The sequence below is a fragment of the Tersicoccus sp. Bi-70 genome (assembly GCF_001968825.1).
GTDB lineage: Bacteria > Actinomycetota > Actinomycetes > Actinomycetales > Micrococcaceae > Tersicoccus.
The window spans coordinates 402383-421400 of record NZ_MIEU01000010.1; the positions used below are offsets into that span (position 1 = coordinate 402383).

The following is a 19018-nucleotide window of genomic DNA, read 5'->3' on the forward strand; positions in this document are numbered from 1 at the left end:
GACGCTTCCCCGCGGTTACGCTCGCGTGAATTCGTGCTCGTGGCCGGGGGCCGTCGCGGTGGTTAGCCTGAACGGATGAGTGCTGAGATGGAGCCCACCGGCGCCGACGGGCGCGCCGACGACGAGCGGCGCCCGCGCCCGCACCGCCGGGGACCGCTGGTCCTGCGCACCGAGCCGGAGCCGCACGGCACCGCGGACGAGCACCTGCTGCAGAGCGGGGACGACGACGACTTCACCCACCAGGATCCGTGGCGCGTGCTGCGGATCCAGGGGGAGTTCGTGGAGGGGTTCGGGGCGCTCGCAGGCCTCGGCCCGGCGATCAGCATGTTCGGCTCGGCCCGGGTACGGCCGGAGAGCCGGGAGTACCAGCTCGCCGAGCAGATCGCGTCCCGGCTCGCCCGCAGCGGCTTCGCCGTCATCACGGGAGGCGGCCCCGGCACCATGGAGGCCGCCAACAAGGGCGCGTGCGAGGCCGGTGGCCGGTCGGTGGGCCTCGGCATCGAGCTGCCGTTCGAGCAGGGCCTGAACGCCTGGGTCGACCTGGGCGTGAACTTCCGGTACTTCTTCGCCCGCAAGACGATGTTCGTCAAGTACGCGCGCGGCTTCGTGGTGCTGCCCGGTGGCTTCGGCACCCTCGACGAACTGTTCGAGGCGCTCACGCTGGTGCAGACTCGCAAGGTGACCCGCTTCCCGGTCGTGCTCGTCGGCACCGCGTTCTGGGGCCCGCTGTGGGAGTGGGTCCGGACCACGCTGGTCGCCGAGGGCATGATCGCGGAGGAGGACCTGGACCTGGTCAGCCTCGTCGACGACCCCGACGACGCGGTGGCCGCCGTCCTGCGCGACACCGACCCCCACGCGGACGGCGGTACCGTCAGCGCCTGACGCCGCGGCGCACCGGCTGGCATCATGGCGGGCATGGAACCGCAACGGCAGCGCAGGCCTGCGGAACCTCGAGTCACGAGCGCCACGAGCGCCACCCGCGCCACGAGTGCCGTTCTCGCCGAGGAGCGGCCCGCGCGGGACGAGCTGGCCCGGCTCTACAGCTCGGTCGGCTGGACCGCCTACACCCGTGACCTGGACCGGCTCGTGGCCGCGGTGGCCGGGTCGGCCTGCGTGCTGACGGCGCGGGAGCCCGGTACCGGTGCGCTGATCGGACTGGTCCGCACGGTCTCGGACGGGCACACGATCGTGTACGTCCAGGATCTGCTGGTGGACGCGGACCACCAGCGCGCCGGCGTCGGCCGTGCCCTGCTCGACGGGGTGCTCGACCGCAGCCGTCACGTCCGCCAGGTCGTGCTGACCACCGACGCGGAAGAGGGCCAGCGCGCGTTCTACGAGGCCGGCGGCTTCACCGAGGTGCACGACGTGACTCCCGGCCCCCTGCGGTCCTTCGTGCGGTTCGGTCGACCGGGCGACGCCGACGGACCCGATGACCGACCCGACAGCCGGCCCGCCGACGCGTGACGTCGCCCCGGGCACAGCCCGGTCTGGCACCATGGGCAGGGTGAGCCTGCTCCTCGTCGTCCTCGCCCTGCTGGCGCTCGGCGCCGTCGCGCTCGTCGCCGTCGGACGGGTCCCCGGTGCGGCCGCGCGGCGCGGGGCGACGCTGCTCGGACTGGACGACCCGGACGGGGAGACGCTCGCGACCCCGGTGGCCACGGCGCCGCCGGTGCTCCTGGACACCACGGTGCCGGGGGAGCGGCTGGCGGAGCAGGTCGACGGGGTGCGGTTCGCCCTCGGTCTGCGCGGGTACCGGATGGAACAGGTCGACGAGGTGCTCGACGTGCTCCGCGACGCCCTCGTGGTCCGCGACCAGCGGATCGCCGACCTCGAACGCGCGCTGTCCGCGAACGGACGGGACCGCGGCCGGGCGTGAGCACCTCCGAACGCGACCGTCCCGGCGCCGCCGGCAGCACCCCGACCGACGCCGACGACCCGACGACCCGGCCGACGGTCCCGCCCCGCGCCTGGCCGCCGGCGCCGCAGACGCAGGCCGGGACCGCCGAGCCGGACGTCCGTCCCGGCCGAGCGGCGCAGCTCGCGGCCCGTGTCACCGGCCGGGCGACGGCGGTGCTTCGCCGCTGGCCCTCGTGGCTGCAGGTCGGCGTCGTCTACGCCCTGTCCCGGCTGGTGACCGCCGCCGTCTTCCTCGCCGTCGCCCGCCAGCAGGGGGAGAACCCGTGGGCGCCGGCGCAGCCGACGTACGGGCAGTTCATCGGCTTCTGGGACAGCGCCTGGTACCAGCGGATCTTCGACGCGGGGTACCCGTCCGCCATCCCGCGCAACGCGGACGGCACCGCCCAGGAGAACCCCTGGGCGTTCTACGCGCTGTTCCCGTTCCTCGTCCGCGGGCTCAGCTCCGTCACGGGCCTGGGCTGGGAGACGCTCGCCCCCGCCGTCGCGGTGCTCGCCGGTCTCGGGGCCGTCCTGATCATGTACCGGCTGTTCCGGCTCGTGGCCGGGCACGGCGACAGCCTCGCGGCCGTCACACTGGTCTGTCTGTTCCCCGTCTCGGCGGTGCTGCAGATCCCGTACGCGGAGTCGCTGCACCTGATGCTGCTCGCCGCGGCCCTCTATCTGCTGGCCCGGCACCGCTATCTCGCGGCCGCGCCCGTCGTGCTCGCCATGGGCCTGACGCGCCCCGCGGGGCTGCCCTTCGCCCTGCTGGTCGCCGTGCACCTGCTGCTGCGGTGGCGGGAGGCGGGCTTCCCCTGGGCCGAGCGGGTGCGGGGGATCGTGCTGCTGGCCGTGGCCATCGCCGCCGGCTGGGCCTGGCCCGTGATCGCGTGGCTGGTGACGGGCGAGGCGGCGGCCTACACCGACACCGAGACCGTGTGGCGTGGCGGCGGCGGCCTGGTGCTCTTCGCGCCGTGGTTCGACACCGGGCAGTGGCTGTTCGGGCCGGTCTTCGGGCCCGTCGCGGTGATCCTGATCGGCGTCGTGGTCGTGCTGGCCCTGCTGAGCCGACCGGTCCGGCGGCTGGGCACCGACCTGCAGGGCTGGTGCCTGGCGTACGTCGCGTACCTCGCCGCGGTGCTGCACCCGCAGACCAGCACGTTCCGGTTGCTGCTGCCGCTGTTCCCCCTGGCGCTCGCGGCCGTCCTCGCCTCCCGTTCCCGCGCCTACCGGATCACCCTGGGGGTCGGGTTCCTCGCCCTGCAGATCGTCTGGGTGGCCTGGCTGTGGCGGTTCGCCACCCTGCCGGGCGGCGGTGACTACCCGCCCTGACGAGCCCCTGCGCGGGCCTGCGGCGGCCGGCGCTCAGGAACGTGATTCGGACCACGGCGTCGATACTGGAATAATGGATCCGGTCAACCCGTGACGGCGCACACGCCCGCGGGACGTTGACCGCCCCGCCGGCATCCGCGCCGGCTCATTCGAGGGAAGGGACAGTACCCGCATGGCGGCCATGAAACCGAGAACCGGTGACGGTCCGATGGAGGTTACCAAGGAAGGCCGCAGCTTGATCATGCGGGTTCCGCTGGAAGGCGGCGGCCGGCTCGTGGTGGAGCTGAACGCCGACGAGGCCTCGGAGCTGAAGGAATGCCTGGTCGGCGTCACCGAACAGGTGCGCTGACCCCTGTCATCGTCAGAGAACGCCCGGCGGATTCCGCCGGGCGTTCTCTGCGTTCGGCCCGGAACAGGCGGGGTTCGTCAGCGGCGGACCGCGAGCAGCAGTCCGTCCCCGGTGGGCAGCAGCGCCGTCTGCAGCCGCTCGTCCTCCCGGAGGGTGCGCTCGATGCGGCGCATCACCGTCGTGATCTCGTCCCGCGCCGCGGGGTTGGCCACCTTGTCGTGGTTGAAGGCGTTGTTGACGATGAGCAGGCCCGCGGGCTTGAGCAGCCGGGTCGCCTGGTCGACGTAGGTGGGCGCGGACGGCTTGTCCGCGTCGATGAACACGAGATCGTAGGCGCCGTCGGTGAGCCGGGGCAGTACCTGGGAGGCCCGGCCGGAGATGGTGCGGGTGCGGTTGGAAGCGACGCCGGCGTCGGCGAAGGACTCGCGCGCGGCCTTGAGGTGGTCGACGTCCACGTCGATCGTGGTCAGCACCGCGGTGGACGGCAGACCGGCGAGCAGGGCGACCCCGGAGACGCCGGCCCCGGTGCCCACCTCGACGACGGTCTGCGCCTTCGACGTGGCGGCGAGGACGGTCAGCGCCGCGGCGACGCCGGTCGAGACCGCCGGCACCCCCAGCTCGTGGGACCGTTCGCGGGCCCGCAGCAGCACCTCGTCCTCGGTGGGCAGCTGCTCCGCGTAGGACCAGCTGGCCGACTTCTCCGCACTCATGCGCTCACTCTCTGGACGACCGGCATCGCCGCGCGGGCGCGCGGGTCCGCTTCAGCTTAGGGCATCGGCTCCCACGTGGACGGCGGCGCAGCGCACGCGAACACCGGGTCGATGCCCAGTCAACATCCAGCCTGATCCGGCACCATGGTGGGCACGGTCGGGGCTCTCGACGGCCCCGGACGAGTGCCGAGCGCGACCGGGCGCGGCACGGACGACGGGCAGGACGGAAGGGCGGATCGATCATGACGACGATGTCGGCGCGCCCCTCCGAGGTCCCCGGGGCGATTGCTGCACCGATCGAGGCTGTGCCCGCGTTCGACGAGCTGGTGCGTGAGCACCGCCCCCGGGTGTACCGCCTCGCCTACCGGCTCTCCGGCAACCGGCAGGACGCCGAGGACCTCGTGCAGGAGACGTTCCTGCGGGTCTACCGCTCCCTGGACACCTTCCAGCCCGGCTCCCTGAGCGGCTGGATGCACCGCATCACCACCAATCTCTTCCTCGACTCCGCACGCCGGCGCTCCCGCGTCCGGTTCGAGGCCCTGGGGGACGACGGGGCGGAACGGCTCCCGTCCTCGGAGCCGGGCCCGGAGCGCAGCTTCGAGTTCAGCCACCTGGACCGGGACGTGCAGGCGGCGTTGAACCAGCTGAGCCCCTCGTTCCGCGCGGCCGTCGTGCTCAGCGACCTCGAGGGCTATTCGTACGACGAGGTCGCCGACGCCCTCGGACTCAAGCTCGGCACCGTGCGCTCCCGCATCCACCGCGGCCGCGCGAAGCTGCGGGTCGCACTGGCGCACCGGGATCCCGGTCACCGACCGTCCGCGCGGCCGGCCCTGGGCCTGTCGCGGATCGCGGGGGTCGGCCCGGCCTGATGAGATTCCTGCGCACCCTCGTCCTGCTCGGGTTGCTGGCCGGCGTCGTCGTGGTCGGCGCCGCCTGGTACCTCGGCGGCCAGCGATCCTCGGGAGCGGTGACCGGTGGACCCGTCGCCGGGATGGACGCGAGCCTGGCCGACGGCGGTAGCCGCCGCCTGACCAGCGACGACGTCGACCATCTGCGCGCCGCGGGCTGGACCTGCCCGGACCTGAACACCGTGGGCTACTGGATCGAGTCGGCCGAACTCACCGAACGCGGTGGGGCCCCCGCCGTCGTCGCCGACCTCCGCAGCACCGCGCACACCGTGACCCTGGTCGAACAGCACCCGGGCAGCACCGCGTCGACGATGGTCGACGGCGCCACCGGGCGGACCGTGTCCACCGCCGCCTTCCGGCAGGTGAGCCGCAACGGCACCGAGCTCTGGGTGGCGCGGTCCGGGACGCCGGCAACGTCCGACGTCGTCTTCCGGGTCGCGGACGCCGTCTACTCCCTGCGCTCGGACACCTCGACCGCCGACGCCATGAAGGTGGCGTCCGTGATCGCCGCGGCGGACAAGGCGCAGGTCGACCGCTCCGCGCCTGCCGCCGGGGACGGGGTCCTGGACCGCGTGGCCCGTGTCCTCAGCCGCATGGCCGGGCAACCGTGACGTCCCGGGCGCCCCGGAGCGTCACCGCGACCCGATAGGGTGTGAGCCGTGCTGGGTATCAATGGCTCCGAGTTCATCGTGCTCGCGATCCTCGCCATCCTCCTGCTCGGGCCCGAGCGGATCCCCGAGTACGCCTCCCAGCTGGCCCGCCTGACGCGCGAGATCAAGCGCGTCGCCACGGGCGCCCGGCAGCAGCTCAAGGACGAACTCGGCGACGACTTCGAGGACGTCGACTGGCGCAAGCTCGACCCCCGGCAGTACGACCCGCGACGGATCGTCCGCGAGGCCCTGTTCGACGACGAGACGACGGCCACCAACGGAGTTCCCCGTCCCACCCCGGCCCCGGCGGTGCAGGCGTCCGTCCCGACCATCGCCACCCGGCCCGGCCTGGCGCCCGGTCAGCGCGCCCCCTGGGACATCGACGCCACCTGAGGTTCTCGGTCGGGTCGACGCACCGACTGGACCGGCACTGTCACCGGATCGGCAGGATCACCGCACCGAGAGCGGCAGCGGCCGGCCGGGCAGGTGCCGTCCCCGGCCCCGCAGGTCGTCCGCGATCCGCCGCAGCTCCGCCGCCGCCGGTGATCCCGGCTCCGTCAGCACCACGGGCGTGCCCGCGTCGCCGGCCCGCCGCAGCGACGGGTCCAGCGGGACGCTGCCCAGCAGCGGAACCCCATCGCTACCGGTTCCGTCCGCCGGCGCCGCGCTGAGCCGCTCGGCGAGTGTGGCACCACCGCCGGTGCCGAAGAGATCCAGCACGGTGCCGTCGGGCAGCGTCATGGGCCCCATGTTCTCGATCACCCCGGCCACCGTCTGCCCGGTCTGCCGGGCGAGCAGGCCCGCGCGTTCGGCGACGTCCGCGGCCGCGGACTGCGGTGTCGTCACCAGCAGCAGCTGGGCGGTCGGCAGCAGCTGCGCCACCGAGATCGCCATGTCGCCGGTGCCGGGCGGCAGGTCCAGCAGCAGCACGTCCAGGTCGCCGAAGTACACGTCGGTGAGGAACTGCTCCAGGGCCCGGTGCAGCATCGGCCCGCGCCAGGCGACGGCCTGGTTGCCGTCGACGAACATGCCGATGGAGATGACCTTCACGTCGTGGGCGACGGGCGGCAGGATCATCTCGTCGACGCGCGTGGGGGAGCGGTCGATGCCCATCAGAGAGGGTACGGAGAAGCCGTGCACGTCGGCGTCGATGATGCCCACCCGCAGTCCGTCCGCCGCCAGCGCGGTCGCGAGGTTGACCGTGACGGAGGACTTGCCGACCCCGCCCTTGCCGCTCGCGACCGCGTAGACCCGGGTCAGGGAGGCGGCGTCGAACGGGTTGGCCCGGCCGCCGGAACGCAGGTCGTCCTTCAGCCGCTGCCGCTGGTCCGGGCTCATCACGCCGGTCACGACCTCGACAGCGTCGACGCCGGGCAGGTCGCCGACCGCGCCCTGAACGTCGTCCTCGATGGTCGAGCGCAGGGGACACCCGGCGATGGTGAGCAGGACGCGGACCGTCAGGCGGCCGTCGTCCAGGGCGACGTCCTCGACCATGCCGAGCTCGGTGATCGGGCGCCGCAGCTCGGGATCCTGCACCCGCGCCAGCACCGTCCACGCGTCCCGCAGGACCTCGTCGCGGGACGGGCTCACTTCCGCCCGACCGCCCTCTCGCGGGGCCGCCGCTGCTCACTGCCGTGCTCGTCGTCCTCGGCCTGCAGGTCCTCGAGCAGCGACCGCAGCTCCGAGCGGATGAAGTCACGGGTGGCGACCTCGCGCAGCGCGATCCGCACCGAGGCGAGTTCCCGGTTCAGGTACTCGGTGTCCGAGAGGTTCCGGGCCGCCTGCTGGCGGTCCTGCTCCAGGGCCACCCGATCCCGGTCGTCCTGCCGGTTCTGCGCGAGCAGCAGCAGGGGAGCCGCGTAGGAGGCCTGCAGGGACAGGATCAGCGTCAGCAGCGTGTAGTTCAGGCTCCGCGGGTCGAACTGCAGGTTCTCGGGCGCGAAGGTGTTCCACCCCAGCCACAGGGCGACGAACACGGTCATGTAGAGCAGGAACACCGGGGTGCCGAGGAACCGGGCCAGGTTCTCGGTCCAGGTACCGAACGCGTCAGGGTTCGGGGTGAAGCGCGGCAGCAGCCGGGCCTTCGCCTCCTGCGGGGTGTCGAGTCCCGAGCCCTTCGGGCGGTAGTTCTCAGCCAAGGCGTCCTCCGATCCGGGTCGAGCCGGCCGCGGGGACGCGTGACGGTGCGGGCGAGTCGTCGTGGCTGCGCCAGTCCTGCGGCAGCAGCGCGTCGAGGACGTCGTCCACGGTGACGGCGCCGACGAGGCGCCCGGCGTCGTTCACCACGGGCAGCGAGTTGAGGTTGTAGCTGGCCAGCGTCCGGGACACCTCGACGATCGAGGTGTGGTCCGTGACGGGCTCGAGGTTCTTGTCCACCAGGTTGCCCAGCGCCTCCGGCGGCGGGTAGCGCAGCAGCTGCTGGATGTGCACGACGCCGAGGAAGCGCCCGGTGGGCGTCTCCAGGGGCGGGCGGGTGACGAAGACGGCGGAGGCCAGGGCGGGGGAGATGTCCTCGCGGCGCACGTGGGCGAGGGCCTCGGCCACGGTGGCCTCGGGCGGGAGGATCACCGGGATCGGGGTCATCAGCGACCCTGCGGTGCCCTCCTCGTACTGGAGCAGGCGGCGCACGTCCTCGGCGTCCTCGGGCTCCATCCGCTGGAGCAGCTCCTCCTTCTGGTCCTCGGGCAGCTCGGAGAGCAGGTCCGCGGCGTCGTCGGGCTCCATCTCGTTGAGCACGTTGGCGGCACGGTCGGTCTCCAGGGCGGAGAGGATCTGCACCTGGTCGTCGTCCGGCAGCTCCTGGAGCACGTCCGCGAGCCGCTCGTCCTGCAGCTCGGCGGCGATCTCGAGCATCCGCTTGTCGTTCATCTCGTGCATCATGTCCGCCAGGTCGGCGTCCTTGAGGTCCTCGTGCGCGGCGAGGAACTGGACGGCGCCCTGGGGTTCGCGCTGGTCCTCGAACCAGGCGTCGGCCCAGTCGACCGTCAGGGCCGCCCCGCGACGCAGCGGGCGCAGCCGGGAGGTGCTGTGCCCGCGGCGGATGAACATCTGGGAGCAGTACCAGTCGCCGTTGCGCTGCCGCTCGATGCTGATGTCCTCGATGGTGGCTACGCCGCTGCCGTCGGTGAGGGTGACCTTGCGGTCGAACAGCTCCGCGGCGATGCGGATCTCCGCGCCGCGCTGCTGGAAGCGGCGGAAGTTGACCAGCCCGGTGATGAGGATCTGGCCGTTGTCGATCGACGTCACCCGGGTCATGGCGACGAACACCCGTTTCTTCGCCAGCACCTCGACGATGATGCCGACCACCTGCGGGGGCCGGCTGGCGCTGCGGTGCACGACGACGACGTCGCGCAGGCGGCCGAGTCGCTCGCCCAGCGGCTCGAACACGTCCATGCCGAGCAGGCGCGCGACAAACACCAGAGAAGGAGAATTCGTCACCGCTTCAGGGTACGTGAGCGAGCCCCACCCGCTCCGACGGGGGGCTTCGTCCGGCCGGTTGTGACGCGGGGTGGGGCCGGCTCGCAGCCGGGTCATGGCGATCCGTCAGGAGATCGGGAGAGAATGGCCGCATGTCCAACATGTTCAGTGGATCCAACGCCTCCCTCCGGAGCCGGACCCTGCCCGACGGGGAGACCGTCGGGCGCTACGGGTCCTACCTGGATGCCCAGAAAGCCGTCGACTACCTGGCCGATCACGACTTCCCGGTGCAGCACGTGAGCATCGTCGGCAACGATCTGAAGAGCGTCGAGGTGGTCACCGGCAAGCTCAGCTACCCGCGTGTGGCGCTCTCCGGTGCCGCCAGCGGCGCCATGTTCGGCCTGTTCATCGGATTCTTGTTCTCCCTCTTCGGGGGCAGCGGCGGCGGCCTGGCAGCGATCATCCCGTCGGTGCTGATCGGTGCCGTGTTCTGGATGATCATCGGCGTCGTCAGCTACGCCATGCAGGGCGGCAAGCGGGACTTCTCCTCGACGAGCCAGGTCATCGCCTCCTCGTTCGACGTCGTGGTGGACCGGGAGGTCTCCGGCCAGGCCCGGACCCAGCTGCAGAACCTCCAGGTGGGCCAGGTGCAGGAGCAACGTCCCGGCCAGCAGTACGGCGGACCGCAGCGTGGGCCGCAGGACCCGCAGCAGGGTGGTCAGCAGTACGGAGGCCCGCAGGGTGGTCCCCAGAACGGGCCCCAGGGTGGGCCGCGGAACGCCCCCCAGTACGGGCCGCCGCAGGGTGGACCGCAGGGGGGTCAGGGCCGGCCTCCGCAGGCCGGCGGGTACGGTCAGCAGCCGCAGCAGGGCCGCCCCGCCCAACCCGGCCCGTGGGGTCCGCCGCAGCCGGGGCAGCCGCCGATGGGCCGCCCGCCGCAGGGTGGCCCCGGTGCTCCCGCTCGGCCCGGCCAGCAGAACCCACAGCAGGGCTCGCAGCAGGGTCCCCAGCAGAACGGCCCCTACACCGGGCCGGCGTACCAGCCGCAGAGCGGTCGTCCGGCCGCAGGCGGCGACGAGCCGTTCGACGGGCAGCGCCCGGACGCCGGCCGCGCTTCCGGTGCGGCGGGCGAGGACCGCTCGACCCCGCGGGGCCAGTTCCCCGACCTGCCGGACGGCCGACCGCAGTACGGCGTGCGCGTCGACGAGGGCCGTGACGCGGGTTCCCCCGTGGCAGCGCAGCAGGGACGCGCTGCCGGGGCGTCGGCCGTCGGGGCGTCAGCCGCCGTCGACCACCGTGATGACCGAGTTCGTGACCACCACCAGGAGGATCGTGTGAGCCATTCCGAGAACACCCAGGGCGACAACGGCGACGACGCTCGACTCGCGGAGCGGCCGTCGCCCCGTCCCGGTGCCGCCGCCGACGACGCGCGGCCGGCGGAGACGTCCTCCCGCCCGGTCGATCCCGAGACCGGGGCCGTCACGGAAGGCGACTCCGAGGAGCCGGCCGTGAACAGCGATCCGCTGGACCGCGAGCGTTTCCAGCGCGAGACCGAGGAGCGCGACCGCTGACCGACGCCTGTGAGCGCCTCCACTGAGCGCCTCTACCGACAACACCACCGTGCCCCGGCCGTCGATGACGGACCGGGGCACGGTGTTCTGGTCTGCCGGCGCTCAGGCGCGGTCGCGGATGCCCGCCATCCAGGCCTCGACGTCGTCGGCGGTGCGGGGCAGCGCGGCGGAGAGGTTCTCGTTGCCGTCGGCGGTGATCAGGACATCGTCCTCGATCCGGACGCCGATGCCGCGGTACTCCTCGGGCACGGCCAGATCCTCGGCCTTGAAGTAGAGGCCCGGCTCGATGGTGAAGACCATGCCCTCCGTGATGATCCCGTCGAGGTAGAGCTCCCGCTTGGCCTGCGCGCAGTCGTGCACGTCCAGGCCCAGGTGGTGGCTCGTGCCGTGCGGCATCCAGCGGCGGTGGTGCTGTCCCTCCGGGCTGAGCGCGACCTCGACGCTGACGGGCAGCAGGCCCCACTCGTCGAGCTTCGCGGCGAGCACCTCCATCGCGGCCGCATGCACGTCGCGGAATCGGGTGCCGGGGCGGGCGACCGCGAACGCGGCGTCCGCGGCCTCGCGCACCGCCTCGTACACGCGCCGCTGCACGTCGGTGTAGGTGCCGTTCGCCGGGAGGGTGCGGGTCACGTCGGCCGTGTAGAGGGACTCGTCCTCGACCCCGGCGTCCAGCAGCAGCAGCTCGCCCTCGCGGATGGTGCCGTTGTTGCGGATCCAGTGCAGGACGGTCGCGTTGCTGCCGCCGGCGGCGATCGTCTCGTAGCCCAGGTCGTTGCCGTCCTGGCGGGCGCGGGCGAAGAAGGCGCCCTCGACAACGCGCTCACCGCGGCGGTGGGCGACGGCGCGCGGCAGGGCGGTCACGACGTCCTCGAAGCCGCGCACGGTGGCGGCGACGGCGTCGCGCAGCCGCTCGACCTCGTGCTCGTCCTTGACCAGGCGCAGTTCGGAGAGCGCCTCGGTCAGGGCGCCGTCGAGCTCGTCCGCGTCCGGCAGGTCCACGCCGGTGTTGATGCGGGCGGTGTCGACGAGGGCGTCGACGTTCAAGTCGACCTCGCGGACCAGGCGCACCCCGGTGCCGCCGATCGCGGTGACCCCGACGCCCTTGGTGATCGCCACCTCGAGCTCGGAGAGGTCCGCGGTGCGCAGGTCCAACCGGGCGTTCAGGTCGGCCAGGGTGGGGCGGGGACCGATCCAGAACTCGCCGTAGCGGGCGTTGGCGTAGAAGTCCTCGGAGTCGCGCCCGGCGAGCGGGCGGAAGTACAGGGTCGCCTCGTGGTGGCCGCCGTCGTCGCCAGCACCGTCGTCGACCGGCTCCATCACCAGGACGGCGTCGGGCTCGTGATCGACGCCCAGGCCCGTCAGGTGGGCGAAGGCGGAGTGGGGGCGGTACCGGTAGTCGGTGTCGTTCGAGCGGACCTTCAGCGGGCCGGCGGGCAGCACGAGCCGCTCGCCGCGGAACTGGTCGGAGATGCGCCGGCGACGCTGCGCCGCGAACGGGGCGACGGCGTCACGGTCGGGAACGGTGGTGTCCGCGGGGGCCCACTGGCCGGCCATGAACTCCTTGAACGCGGCCGACTCGGGCCGCTGGGACCGGTTGTTCACGCGGTCCTCGAGGGGCTGGGCCTCACTCGAGGTCTCGGCGGTGGGGGCGTCGGCGGACACGGACGGGTCGGGCTGCTGGGATTCCATCACGCTGCCATTCTCTCACCGGACGGCCGGCCGGTCCGGGCTCGTGCGGAGCCCGTGGGGCCCGGTGGCAAGATGGGTCGATGACCATCGACCTGCACACCCACTCGTCCCACTCGGACGGGACGGGGTCGCCCGCGATGGTCGCGGCGCAGGCCGCCGAGGCCGGGCTGACGGCGTTCGCCCTCACCGACCACGACACCACGGCCGGCTGGGCCGAGGCCGGGGACACCGCCGTCGCCCACGGGTTGGCGTTCGTGCCCGGCATGGAGATCACGTGCCAGACGGTCCAGCGGATCAGCGTGCACCTGCTCAGCTACCTGCACGATCCGGACGACGCCGAGCTGCTCGCCACGATCGAGGCGAGCCGGGCGTCCCGGCTCACCCGGGCGGAGCGGATGGTGGACCTGCTCGCCGAGGACTACCCGATCGACTGGCCCGCGGTGCAGCGTTTCGTGGCGCCCGGCTCCACCGTCGGCCGCCCGCACATCGCCGACGCGCTGGTCGACGCCGGCGTCGTGCAGACCCGCTCCGAGGCGTTCGACCGGATGCTGCACCCGCGGGCGGGGTACTACGTCGGGCACCACGCGCCGGATCCGGCGCACGTGGTGGAGCTGGTCCGCCGGGCCGGTGGGGTGCCGGTGTTCGCGCACCCGCTCGCGAGCGAACGGGGCCGGGTGGTGGCCGAGGACGTCTTCGACGACATGGTCGACGCCGGGCTGGCGGGGCTGGAGGTCGACCACCGGGACAACCCGCCGTCGAGCCGCCGCTGGTTGCGCGCGTACGCGGACCGGCGCGGGCTGCTCGTCACCGGGTCGAGCGACTACCACGGGGACGGCAAGCCGAACCGGCTGGGGGAGCACACGACCGACCCGGCCGTGCTCGCTGCGATCGAGGAGCAGGCGACATCGGGCACGGCCGTCCGGCGCCCCTGAGCGAATCGTCCATCAGACGCTGAGGTAGGCGGCGGTCTCGCCGAACCGGCGGCGCATCGTCAGAATCGCCTGCGGGTTGTCGTCCACGCACACGAAGCGGCGGTCCAGCGCCCGCGCCGCGGCCCCGAGCGTGCCCGAGCCGGCGAAGAAGTCCAGCACCCGGTCCCCGGGCTCCGAGGACGCGGCGACCATCCTCCGCAGCAGCCCGAGCGGCTTCTGCGTCGGGTAGCCGGTCTTCTCCCGCCCGGTGGGCGAGACGATGGTGTGCCACCACACGTCCGTGGGCAGCTTGCCGCGCGCCACCTTCTCCGGCGTCACCAGACCCGGAGCCATGTAGGGCTCCCGGTCCACCTCGGCGGCGTCGAACCAGTACCGCGCCGGGTCCTTGACGTACACGAGGATCGTGTCGTGCTTGGCCGGCCAGCGGCGTTTGCTGCGTCCGCCGAAGTCGTACGCCCAGATGATCTCGTTGAGGAAGCACTCCCGGCCGAACAGGGCGTCGAGCAGCACCTTCGCGTAGTGCACCTCGCGGTAGTCCAGGTGCAGGTAGAAGGTGCCGTCGTCGGTCAGCAGCCGCCAGGCCTGCAGCAGTCGCGGCTCGAGGAACTCCCAGTAGTCCGTGAACGCGTCGGCGTAGCTGGTGAGGTCGCCCTTGAGGGTGGCGTAGGAGCCGCCGCGGAAACCGCGACGGTCACCCGATCCCTCGGGGGAGCGGGTGACCGTCAGCGTCTGGTGTGCTCGCAACCGGCCCGTGTTGAACGGCGGGTCGATGTAGATCATCCGGAAGGAGGCGTCCGGCAGCGTCGGCAGGTACGCGGCGTTGTCCGCGTGCACCACCAGGTCACCGGCCGGAGGCCAGGCTGCCGGCAGGCACCCGTCCGGAGCGCCGGGCGCCGGCACGTCGTCCGGCGACCCGTCCGTCACCTCAGTCGGCGGTGGGTGCCGGCGACGGAGTGCCCTGCACGACCTCACCGTTGCGGCGACGCGTGCGGCTGCGCCGACGCGGGGACCGGGTCCGCTCGCCGGACGGCTGCTCGCCGCTCTCGGGACGCTCGGTCGTGCGCTCGGCCCGCTCGGTGGTGGAGCGCTCGGTGGTGGTGCGCTCGGCCCGCTCGGGCGAACGCGAGCCGCGCTCGCCGTCACGCCCGGAGCCACCGCGCCCGCCGGAGCGGGAGCGACCGCCGTCGCGCCCGGAGCGGCCACCGTCGCGCCCGGAGCGGTCCGACCCGGCACGGTTCCGGCCGCCGGAGCGGTCGGAGGAGGCGTTGCGCTTGCCGGTCTCGCCCAGGTCCTCGAGCTCCTCGGCGTCCAGGCCCGCGTGCGTGCGCTTGCTTCGCGGCAGGCGGCCCTTGGTGCCGGCGGGGATGTCCAGGTCGGTGTAGAGGTGCGGCGAGGAGGAGTACGTCTCGACCGGCTCGGGCACGTCCAGGCCGAGGGCCCGGTTGATGAGGCCCCAGCGCGGCATGTCCTCCCAGTCCACGAACGTGACGGCGGTGCCCTTGTTGCCGGCGCGGCCGGTACGGCCCACGCGGTGGAGGTAGGTCTTCTCGTCCTCGGGGCACTGCAGGTTGATCACGTGGGTGACATCGGTGACGTCGATGCCGCGGGCGGCGACGTCGGTGGCCACCAGCACGTCGACCTTGTCGTTGCGGAAGGCGCGCAGCGCCTGCTCGCGGGCACCCTGGCCGAGGTCGCCGTGGATGGCGCCGGCCGCGAAGCCGCGGTGTTCCAGCTCGTCGGCCAGCTTGGCGGCCGAGCGCTTCGTCTTCGTGAACACGATGGTCCGGCCCCGGCCCTCGGCCTGCAGGATGCGGGCGACGACCTCGTCCTTGTCCAGGGAGTGGGCGCGGTAGATGACCTGGCGGATGTCGGCCTTGGTGACGCCCTCGTCGGGGTCGGCGGCGCGGATGTGGGTCGGCCGGCTCATGTAGCGGCGGGCCATGGCGACGACCGGACCGGGCATGGTCGCGGAGAAGAGCAGGGTCTGGCGCACCTCCGGCAGCTCGGCCATCAGGCGCTCGACGTCGGGCAGGAAGCCGAGGTCCAGCATCTCGTCGGCCTCGTCGAGGACGGCGATCTTGACGTTCTTGAGCACGAGGTGCCGCTGGCGCAGCAGGTCGATCAGCCGGCCCGGGGTACCGACGACCACCTCGACGCCCTTCTGCAGGGCGTCGATCTGGGGCTCGTAGGCGCGGCCGCCGTAGATCACGGTGACGCGGGCGTCGCGCTTCTTCGCGGCGGTGGCCAGGTCTCCGGCGACCTGGACGGCGAGCTCGCGCGTCGGGACGACGACGAGCGCCTGCGGGGCGCCCGGGGCGGGCAGGTCGGCGTAGCCCGGATCCTCCGGGCCGACGACGCGCTGCAGCACGGGGATGCCGAAGCCGAGCGTCTTGCCGGTACCGGTCTTGGCCTGGCCGATGATGTCGTGGCCGCCGAGGGCGACCGGCAGGGTCATCGCCTGGATGGGGAAGGGGTGGATGATCCCGGCGTCGGCGAGCGACTCGACGATGTCGGGGCGGACGGCGAAGTCCGCAAAGGTCTCGGGGCGCGCGGCGCGCGCCTCCTCCGTGCTGACGACGGTCTCCTCCGGGGCGAGGGACTCGGTTCCGGTGTCGTCCGTCAGGACGTCGTGCGTGTGGGTCTCGGTCACTGGGGTGGCGTTCCTTGATCTGTCCGCGGACGACTCGCCGGTCCCGGGCCGGATTCGGCCCAGCGGCATGCGTCCGCACTCGTGGTGGAAGCCGATCGCGAGGAAACGCCGGCGAACGAGGTTCGCCGGTTGCCCTCACGGCCGTCGGCGGCGGGTTGCCGCCGTGCGGGGCCGTGGTTCCGGGCGGTCTGTCTGCGGTACCGCGCAGCGCCGGACGATGACCTCGATCATCGGGTCGACGGCGGCAGCGGCACCGGTCGGTATGAGTGCTGACGACCGGGCATCCGTGAATACCCCGTCATTCTAGCGCGTCGGGCCGATTCCCGAAGCGACGCCGGTCACGCGTCGGGCTCAGGCGAGTTCGAAGGTGACGCTGCGCCGTCGGATGTCCGCCGAGGTCAACCGGGCGCGGACCGTCGAACCGGTGGTCATCGTCCCGGTGCAGCGCGCGCTCACGACCGGTTCGAGCACCTGGATGGTGCCGCTGGGCGGCTTGCCGTTCCCGTTCGACCCGTTCCCGTTCGACCCGTTGCCGCTGCTGCTCGAGCCATTGCCACCGCCATTGCCGTTCGCGTGGCCGTTCGCGGATCCGTTGCCGGTGCCGTCCTCCGTGCCGACGAGCACGACGGCGTCGAACACCTGACCGACGTGGGCCGCGAGCACGGCGGCCTCCACGGCGTCGAGCGCGGACCGGTCGAGTTCACCGGCACGCCGGTCGGAGTCGCGCATCAGGTCCGGGAGCTCGGGCAGCGCCCGCCGGACATCCTCGGGAACCTCACGACCCTCGACGAGGGCGAGGCAGGTGGGCAGGACGAACCGGTCGACCAGGCGGCGCAGGGGAGCGGTGGTGTGGGCGTAGGGGGCAGCGACGGCGGACTGCTCGGGGTCGGCGGGAGGGGCACCGTCGAAGGCGGTGTAGCCGGCGCCGCGGAAGAGGGAGGTCGCCGCGTGAAGCAGGGCGAGGTGCGCGGGCCGGTCCGGGTGCAGGCTGCGCAGGAACTCGCCGTAGGTGGTCTCGGCCGGCCAGGGGTGACCCAGGGCCCGGGCCTGCTCGCGGTAGCGGTCGATCGACCCCGGGTCCGGCGCGGGCATGGTCCGCAGCACGCCGAGCCCGCCGTCGAGCATGATCCGGGCGGCGCTCATCCCGGTGAGCAGGGAGATCTGGGCGTTGGCGTCCTCGATCGGCCGCGCCGGCCGGTTCTGCAGGGCGTACCCGCCGTCGGAGCGGACGATCTGCTGCTCGGGCAGATTGAGGCTGGCCCCGCCGCGCAGCCGCTCCTGCTCGACGCGGAGCAGGCCGACCTCGCGCAACAGCACGAGGACGTCGTCCGCGGTCCCGTCGTCGAGGCTGCGCTGGACCGTCTCGTAATCCAGGCGGGCGCGGCTGCGCACGCTCGCGCGGGTCAGATCGGTGCGGGTGACGGCGCCGTCGGCGTCGAGGCGGTGCGTGAAGAGGTAGGCGCCGCGGACCTGTCCGGGCAGCAGCGACGCGGCGTCCTCACTGATGGCGGCGGGGTGCAGCGGAATGCGGCCGTCGGGGGCGTAGAAGGTCTGACCGCGTTGGCGGGTGGCCTCGTCGAGCGCGCCGCCGAGGGGCACGAAGGCCGGCAGGTCGGCGATGGCGTAGCGGACGATGTAGCCGCCCGGCGCCCGCTCGATGTGCAGGGCCTGATCGAGGTCCAGGCTGCCCGGCGGGTCGATCGTCAGGAACGGGAGGTCGGTGGCGTCGTCGTCCGGCAATCGGTAGTCGCGGATGACGGCGGCGGTCTCGGCGAGGACCGGCGGAGGGAATTCCGCGGGCACGCCCGTGGCGTCACGCAGCGCCGCGAGGGACTCGGCCAGCTCCTGCTGGGCGTCCTCGGGACGGATCCAGGGGATCGTGTGCGCCGCCACACCGCGTCCCTAGGTCAGGACCGCGACGGCCGCGTCGGTGGGCGTCACAGGAGGGCGCCGAAGCCGACCCGGCGCTGCTCCTCCGTACCGACCTCCACGTAGGCGAGCACACCGCTGGGGACGATGATCTGCCGGCCCTTGGTGTCGGACAGGGAGAGGACGGTGCCCTTCGCGATGCTCTCGGCCACGGCCGCCGTCACCGCCTCCGCGGTCTGGTCGGACTCGAACACGATCTCCCGGCCCACATTCTGGATGCCGATCTTGATCTCCATGCCGGGGACTCCTCACACTCGTGAACGGTGGTCGCCGCGCCCGGGCCGTGAAGCGATCACCGGTGAGCCGGGCGGGCACATCCAGATCAGTCTAGGGGTGCGTCACGTCACCGGTCGGATCGTCCGCTCTGCGCTGAAACCCGCCGATCCCGCGCCAGGCCAGGCGGGAGATGAGGTCCACGGCCGTGGCCTGGTCGATGCCGCCGGTCTGCACCCAGTAGCGGGCGCTGACCTGCGCGAGACCGGTGAGAGTGCGCCCGAGCATGACGGCCTGGTCCAGCGGCAGGTCGGTGTCCTCGACGATCACGCGGCCGACGGCTTCGGCGTACGCCCGGTGGAACTCCTCGAGCCGGGCGGCGACAGCGGTGTCGTTGAGCAGGTCGGACTCGAAGACGAGCCGGTGGGCCTGGTCGTCGCGGGCGACGAACTCGTAGTAGGCGGCGATGCTGTTGCGGACGCGCTCGCCGTTGGTGTCCGCGGTGGTCAGCGCGCGCTTGAGCTGACCGGTGAGCCGGGCGAGGTGTTCGTCGAGCAGGGCCAGGTACAGCTCGTGCTTGCCGGGGAAGTGCTGGTAGAGCACGGGCTTGCTCACGTGCGCGGTGACCGCGATCTCGTCCATCGCGGCGGCGTGGTAACCGTTGGTGACGAAGACGTGGTGGGCGGCGGCGAGGAGCTGCCGGCGGCGTTCCTCGCGCGGCAGGCGGGCGCTGCGCCCGGGGGAAGCGGGGGAGTTCGATGCCATGGTCTGC

Annotated in this window: 20 protein-coding genes; 10 read left to right on the forward strand and 10 right to left on the reverse strand. The window is 72.9% G+C overall.

Annotated elements, in window-relative coordinates; translation table 11 throughout:
- The first annotated feature begins 75 nt into the window (after positions 1 to 75).
- The 5 genes from BGP79_RS05835 (at position 76) to BGP79_RS05855 (ending at position 3577) form a co-directional block, all read left to right on the forward strand.
- Positions 76 to 882 (forward strand): TIGR00730 family Rossman fold protein, encoded by an 807-nt coding sequence (locus tag BGP79_RS05835; RefSeq protein ID WP_233121177.1) that lies wholly within the window; start codon positions 76 to 78, stop codon positions 880 to 882.
- Between the two features lie 33 nt (positions 883 to 915).
- Positions 916 to 1464, forward strand: a complete 549-nt coding sequence (locus BGP79_RS05840) for a GNAT family N-acetyltransferase (RefSeq protein ID WP_083701603.1) — start codon at positions 916 to 918, stop codon at positions 1462 to 1464.
- Positions 1465 to 1495: 31 nt separating this feature from the next.
- Positions 1496 to 1876 (forward strand): DivIVA domain-containing protein, encoded by a 381-nt coding sequence (locus tag BGP79_RS05845; RefSeq protein WP_083701649.1) that lies wholly within the window; start codon positions 1496 to 1498, stop codon positions 1874 to 1876.
- Complete coding sequence (locus tag BGP79_RS05850; RefSeq protein ID WP_233121180.1) at positions 1873 to 3228, forward strand: hypothetical protein; 1356 nt, start codon at positions 1873 to 1875, stop codon at positions 3226 to 3228. Before BGP79_RS05845 ends, BGP79_RS05850 begins: the two co-directional genes overlap by 4 nt.
- A gap of 172 nt (positions 3229 to 3400) precedes the next feature.
- On the forward strand, positions 3401 to 3577 hold the full coding sequence (locus BGP79_RS05855) for a DUF3117 domain-containing protein (RefSeq protein ID WP_076693678.1): 177 nt from the start codon (positions 3401 to 3403) through the stop codon (positions 3575 to 3577).
- Positions 3578 to 3654: 77 nt separating this feature from the next.
- Here BGP79_RS05855 and BGP79_RS05860 read toward each other — a convergent pair whose 3' ends face one another.
- Positions 3655 to 4287 (reverse strand): O-methyltransferase, encoded by a 633-nt coding sequence (locus tag BGP79_RS05860; RefSeq protein WP_076693679.1) that lies wholly within the window; start codon positions 4285 to 4287, stop codon positions 3655 to 3657.
- A gap of 251 nt (positions 4288 to 4538) precedes the next feature.
- Between BGP79_RS05860 and sigE the strand changes: the two genes are divergently transcribed.
- From sigE to BGP79_RS05875, 3 genes are read left to right on the forward strand one after another with little or no spacing between them, the layout of a single operon-like run.
- Entirely contained in the window at positions 4539 to 5156 is a 618-nt protein-coding gene (gene sigE / locus BGP79_RS05865) for an RNA polymerase sigma factor SigE (RefSeq protein WP_076693893.1), read from the forward strand.
- Positions 5156 to 5806: a hypothetical protein gene (locus BGP79_RS05870; protein ID WP_076693680.1), complete on the forward strand. Its 651-nt coding sequence runs from the start codon at positions 5156 to 5158 to the stop codon at positions 5804 to 5806. Before sigE ends, BGP79_RS05870 begins: the two co-directional genes overlap by 1 nt.
- 48 nt (positions 5807 to 5854) lie before the next feature.
- The gene (locus BGP79_RS05875) at positions 5855 to 6238 is read left to right on the forward strand and encodes a Sec-independent protein translocase TatB (RefSeq protein WP_076693681.1); all 384 of its coding nucleotides are present in this window, start codon (positions 5855 to 5857) and stop codon (positions 6236 to 6238) included.
- A 57-nt stretch (positions 6239 to 6295) separates the two neighbouring features.
- On the opposite strand, the gene BGP79_RS05880 is transcribed toward BGP79_RS05875, so the two are convergent.
- The 3 genes from BGP79_RS05880 to BGP79_RS05890 are packed head-to-tail and all read right to left on the reverse strand — an operon-like array spanning position 6296 to position 9283.
- Entirely contained in the window at positions 6296 to 7435 is a 1140-nt protein-coding gene (locus BGP79_RS05880; RefSeq protein WP_076693682.1) for an Mrp/NBP35 family ATP-binding protein, read from the reverse strand.
- Positions 7432 to 7983, reverse strand: coding sequence for a DUF1003 domain-containing protein (locus BGP79_RS05885; RefSeq protein WP_076693683.1), 552 nt, complete (start codon positions 7981 to 7983; stop codon positions 7432 to 7434). Before BGP79_RS05885 ends, BGP79_RS05880 begins: the two co-directional genes overlap by 4 nt.
- Positions 7976 to 9283 (reverse strand): magnesium transporter MgtE N-terminal domain-containing protein, encoded by a 1308-nt coding sequence (locus BGP79_RS05890; protein WP_076693684.1) that lies wholly within the window; start codon positions 9281 to 9283, stop codon positions 7976 to 7978. Before BGP79_RS05890 ends, BGP79_RS05885 begins: the two co-directional genes overlap by 8 nt.
- Before the next feature lie 131 nt (positions 9284 to 9414).
- On the opposite strand from BGP79_RS05890, the gene BGP79_RS05895 reads away from it, so the two are divergent.
- Positions 9415 to 10833 carry a general stress protein gene (locus tag BGP79_RS05895; RefSeq protein ID WP_076693685.1) on the forward strand — a complete coding sequence of 473 codons (1419 nt, stop codon included), beginning with the start codon at positions 9415 to 9417 and terminating at the stop codon, positions 10831 to 10833.
- A 102-nt stretch (positions 10834 to 10935) separates the two neighbouring features.
- On the opposite strand, the gene BGP79_RS05900 is transcribed toward BGP79_RS05895, so the two are convergent.
- The gene (locus BGP79_RS05900) at positions 10936 to 12522 is read right to left on the reverse strand and encodes an aminopeptidase P family protein (RefSeq protein WP_076693686.1); all 1587 of its coding nucleotides are present in this window, start codon (positions 12520 to 12522) and stop codon (positions 10936 to 10938) included.
- Positions 12523 to 12602: 80 nt separating this feature from the next.
- On the opposite strand from BGP79_RS05900, the gene BGP79_RS05905 reads away from it, so the two are divergent.
- Complete coding sequence (locus BGP79_RS05905) at positions 12603 to 13454, forward strand: PHP domain-containing protein (protein ID WP_076693687.1); 852 nt, start codon at positions 12603 to 12605, stop codon at positions 13452 to 13454.
- Between the two features lie 12 nt (positions 13455 to 13466).
- Here the strand turns inward: BGP79_RS05905 and BGP79_RS05910 are convergent, their stop codons facing one another.
- The 5 genes from BGP79_RS05910 to BGP79_RS05930 all read right to left on the reverse strand — a co-directional run bounded on the left by BGP79_RS05910 (position 13467) and on the right by BGP79_RS05930 (position 19011).
- Positions 13467 to 14354, reverse strand: a complete 888-nt coding sequence (locus BGP79_RS05910) for a site-specific DNA-methyltransferase (RefSeq protein WP_369800166.1) — start codon at positions 14352 to 14354, stop codon at positions 13467 to 13469.
- Between the two features lie 25 nt (positions 14355 to 14379).
- Positions 14380 to 16104: a DEAD/DEAH box helicase gene (locus BGP79_RS05915; RefSeq protein ID WP_076693688.1), complete on the reverse strand. Its 1725-nt coding sequence runs from the start codon at positions 16102 to 16104 to the stop codon at positions 14380 to 14382.
- A gap of 351 nt (positions 16105 to 16455) precedes the next feature.
- Positions 16456 to 17997, reverse strand: a complete 1542-nt coding sequence (locus BGP79_RS05920; protein ID WP_233121182.1) for an RNB domain-containing ribonuclease — start codon at positions 17995 to 17997, stop codon at positions 16456 to 16458.
- A 44-nt stretch (positions 17998 to 18041) separates the two neighbouring features.
- On the reverse strand, positions 18042 to 18269 hold the full coding sequence (locus BGP79_RS05925; protein WP_076693689.1) for a DUF3107 domain-containing protein: 228 nt from the start codon (positions 18267 to 18269) through the stop codon (positions 18042 to 18044).
- A gap of 91 nt (positions 18270 to 18360) precedes the next feature.
- Entirely contained in the window at positions 18361 to 19011 is a 651-nt protein-coding gene (locus BGP79_RS05930; RefSeq protein WP_076693690.1) for a TetR/AcrR family transcriptional regulator, read from the reverse strand.
- Between the last annotated feature and the right edge of the window lie 7 nt (positions 19012 to 19018).

Coding starts and splice junctions, on each gene's coding strand:
- BGP79_RS05835 (WP_233121177.1), top strand. CDS start 76: ATGAGTGCTGAGATGGAGCCCACCGGCGCCGACGGGCGCGCCGACGAC.
- BGP79_RS05840 (WP_083701603.1), top strand. CDS start 916: ATGGAACCGCAACGGCAGCGCAGGCCTGCGGAACCTCGAGTCACGAGC.
- BGP79_RS05845 (WP_083701649.1), top strand. CDS start 1,496: ATGGGCAGGGTGAGCCTGCTCCTCGTCGTCCTCGCCCTGCTGGCGCTC.
- BGP79_RS05855 (WP_076693678.1), top strand. CDS start 3,401: ATGGCGGCCATGAAACCGAGAACCGGTGACGGTCCGATGGAGGTTACC.
- BGP79_RS05860 (WP_076693679.1), bottom strand. CDS start 4,287: ATGAGTGCGGAGAAGTCGGCCAGCTGGTCCTACGCGGAGCAGCTGCCC.
- sigE (WP_076693893.1), top strand. CDS start 4,539: ATGTCGGCGCGCCCCTCCGAGGTCCCCGGGGCGATTGCTGCACCGATC.
- BGP79_RS05870 (WP_076693680.1), top strand. CDS start 5,156: ATGAGATTCCTGCGCACCCTCGTCCTGCTCGGGTTGCTGGCCGGCGTC.
- BGP79_RS05895 (WP_076693685.1), top strand. CDS start 9,415: ATGTCCAACATGTTCAGTGGATCCAACGCCTCCCTCCGGAGCCGGACC.
- BGP79_RS05900 (WP_076693686.1), bottom strand. CDS start 12,522: ATGGAATCCCAGCAGCCCGACCCGTCCGTGTCCGCCGACGCCCCCACC.
- BGP79_RS05905 (WP_076693687.1), top strand. CDS start 12,603: ATGACCATCGACCTGCACACCCACTCGTCCCACTCGGACGGGACGGGG.
- BGP79_RS05925 (WP_076693689.1), bottom strand. CDS start 18,269: ATGGAGATCAAGATCGGCATCCAGAATGTGGGCCGGGAGATCGTGTTC.
- BGP79_RS05930 (WP_076693690.1), bottom strand. CDS start 19,011: ATGGCATCGAACTCCCCCGCTTCCCCCGGGCGCAGCGCCCGCCTGCCG.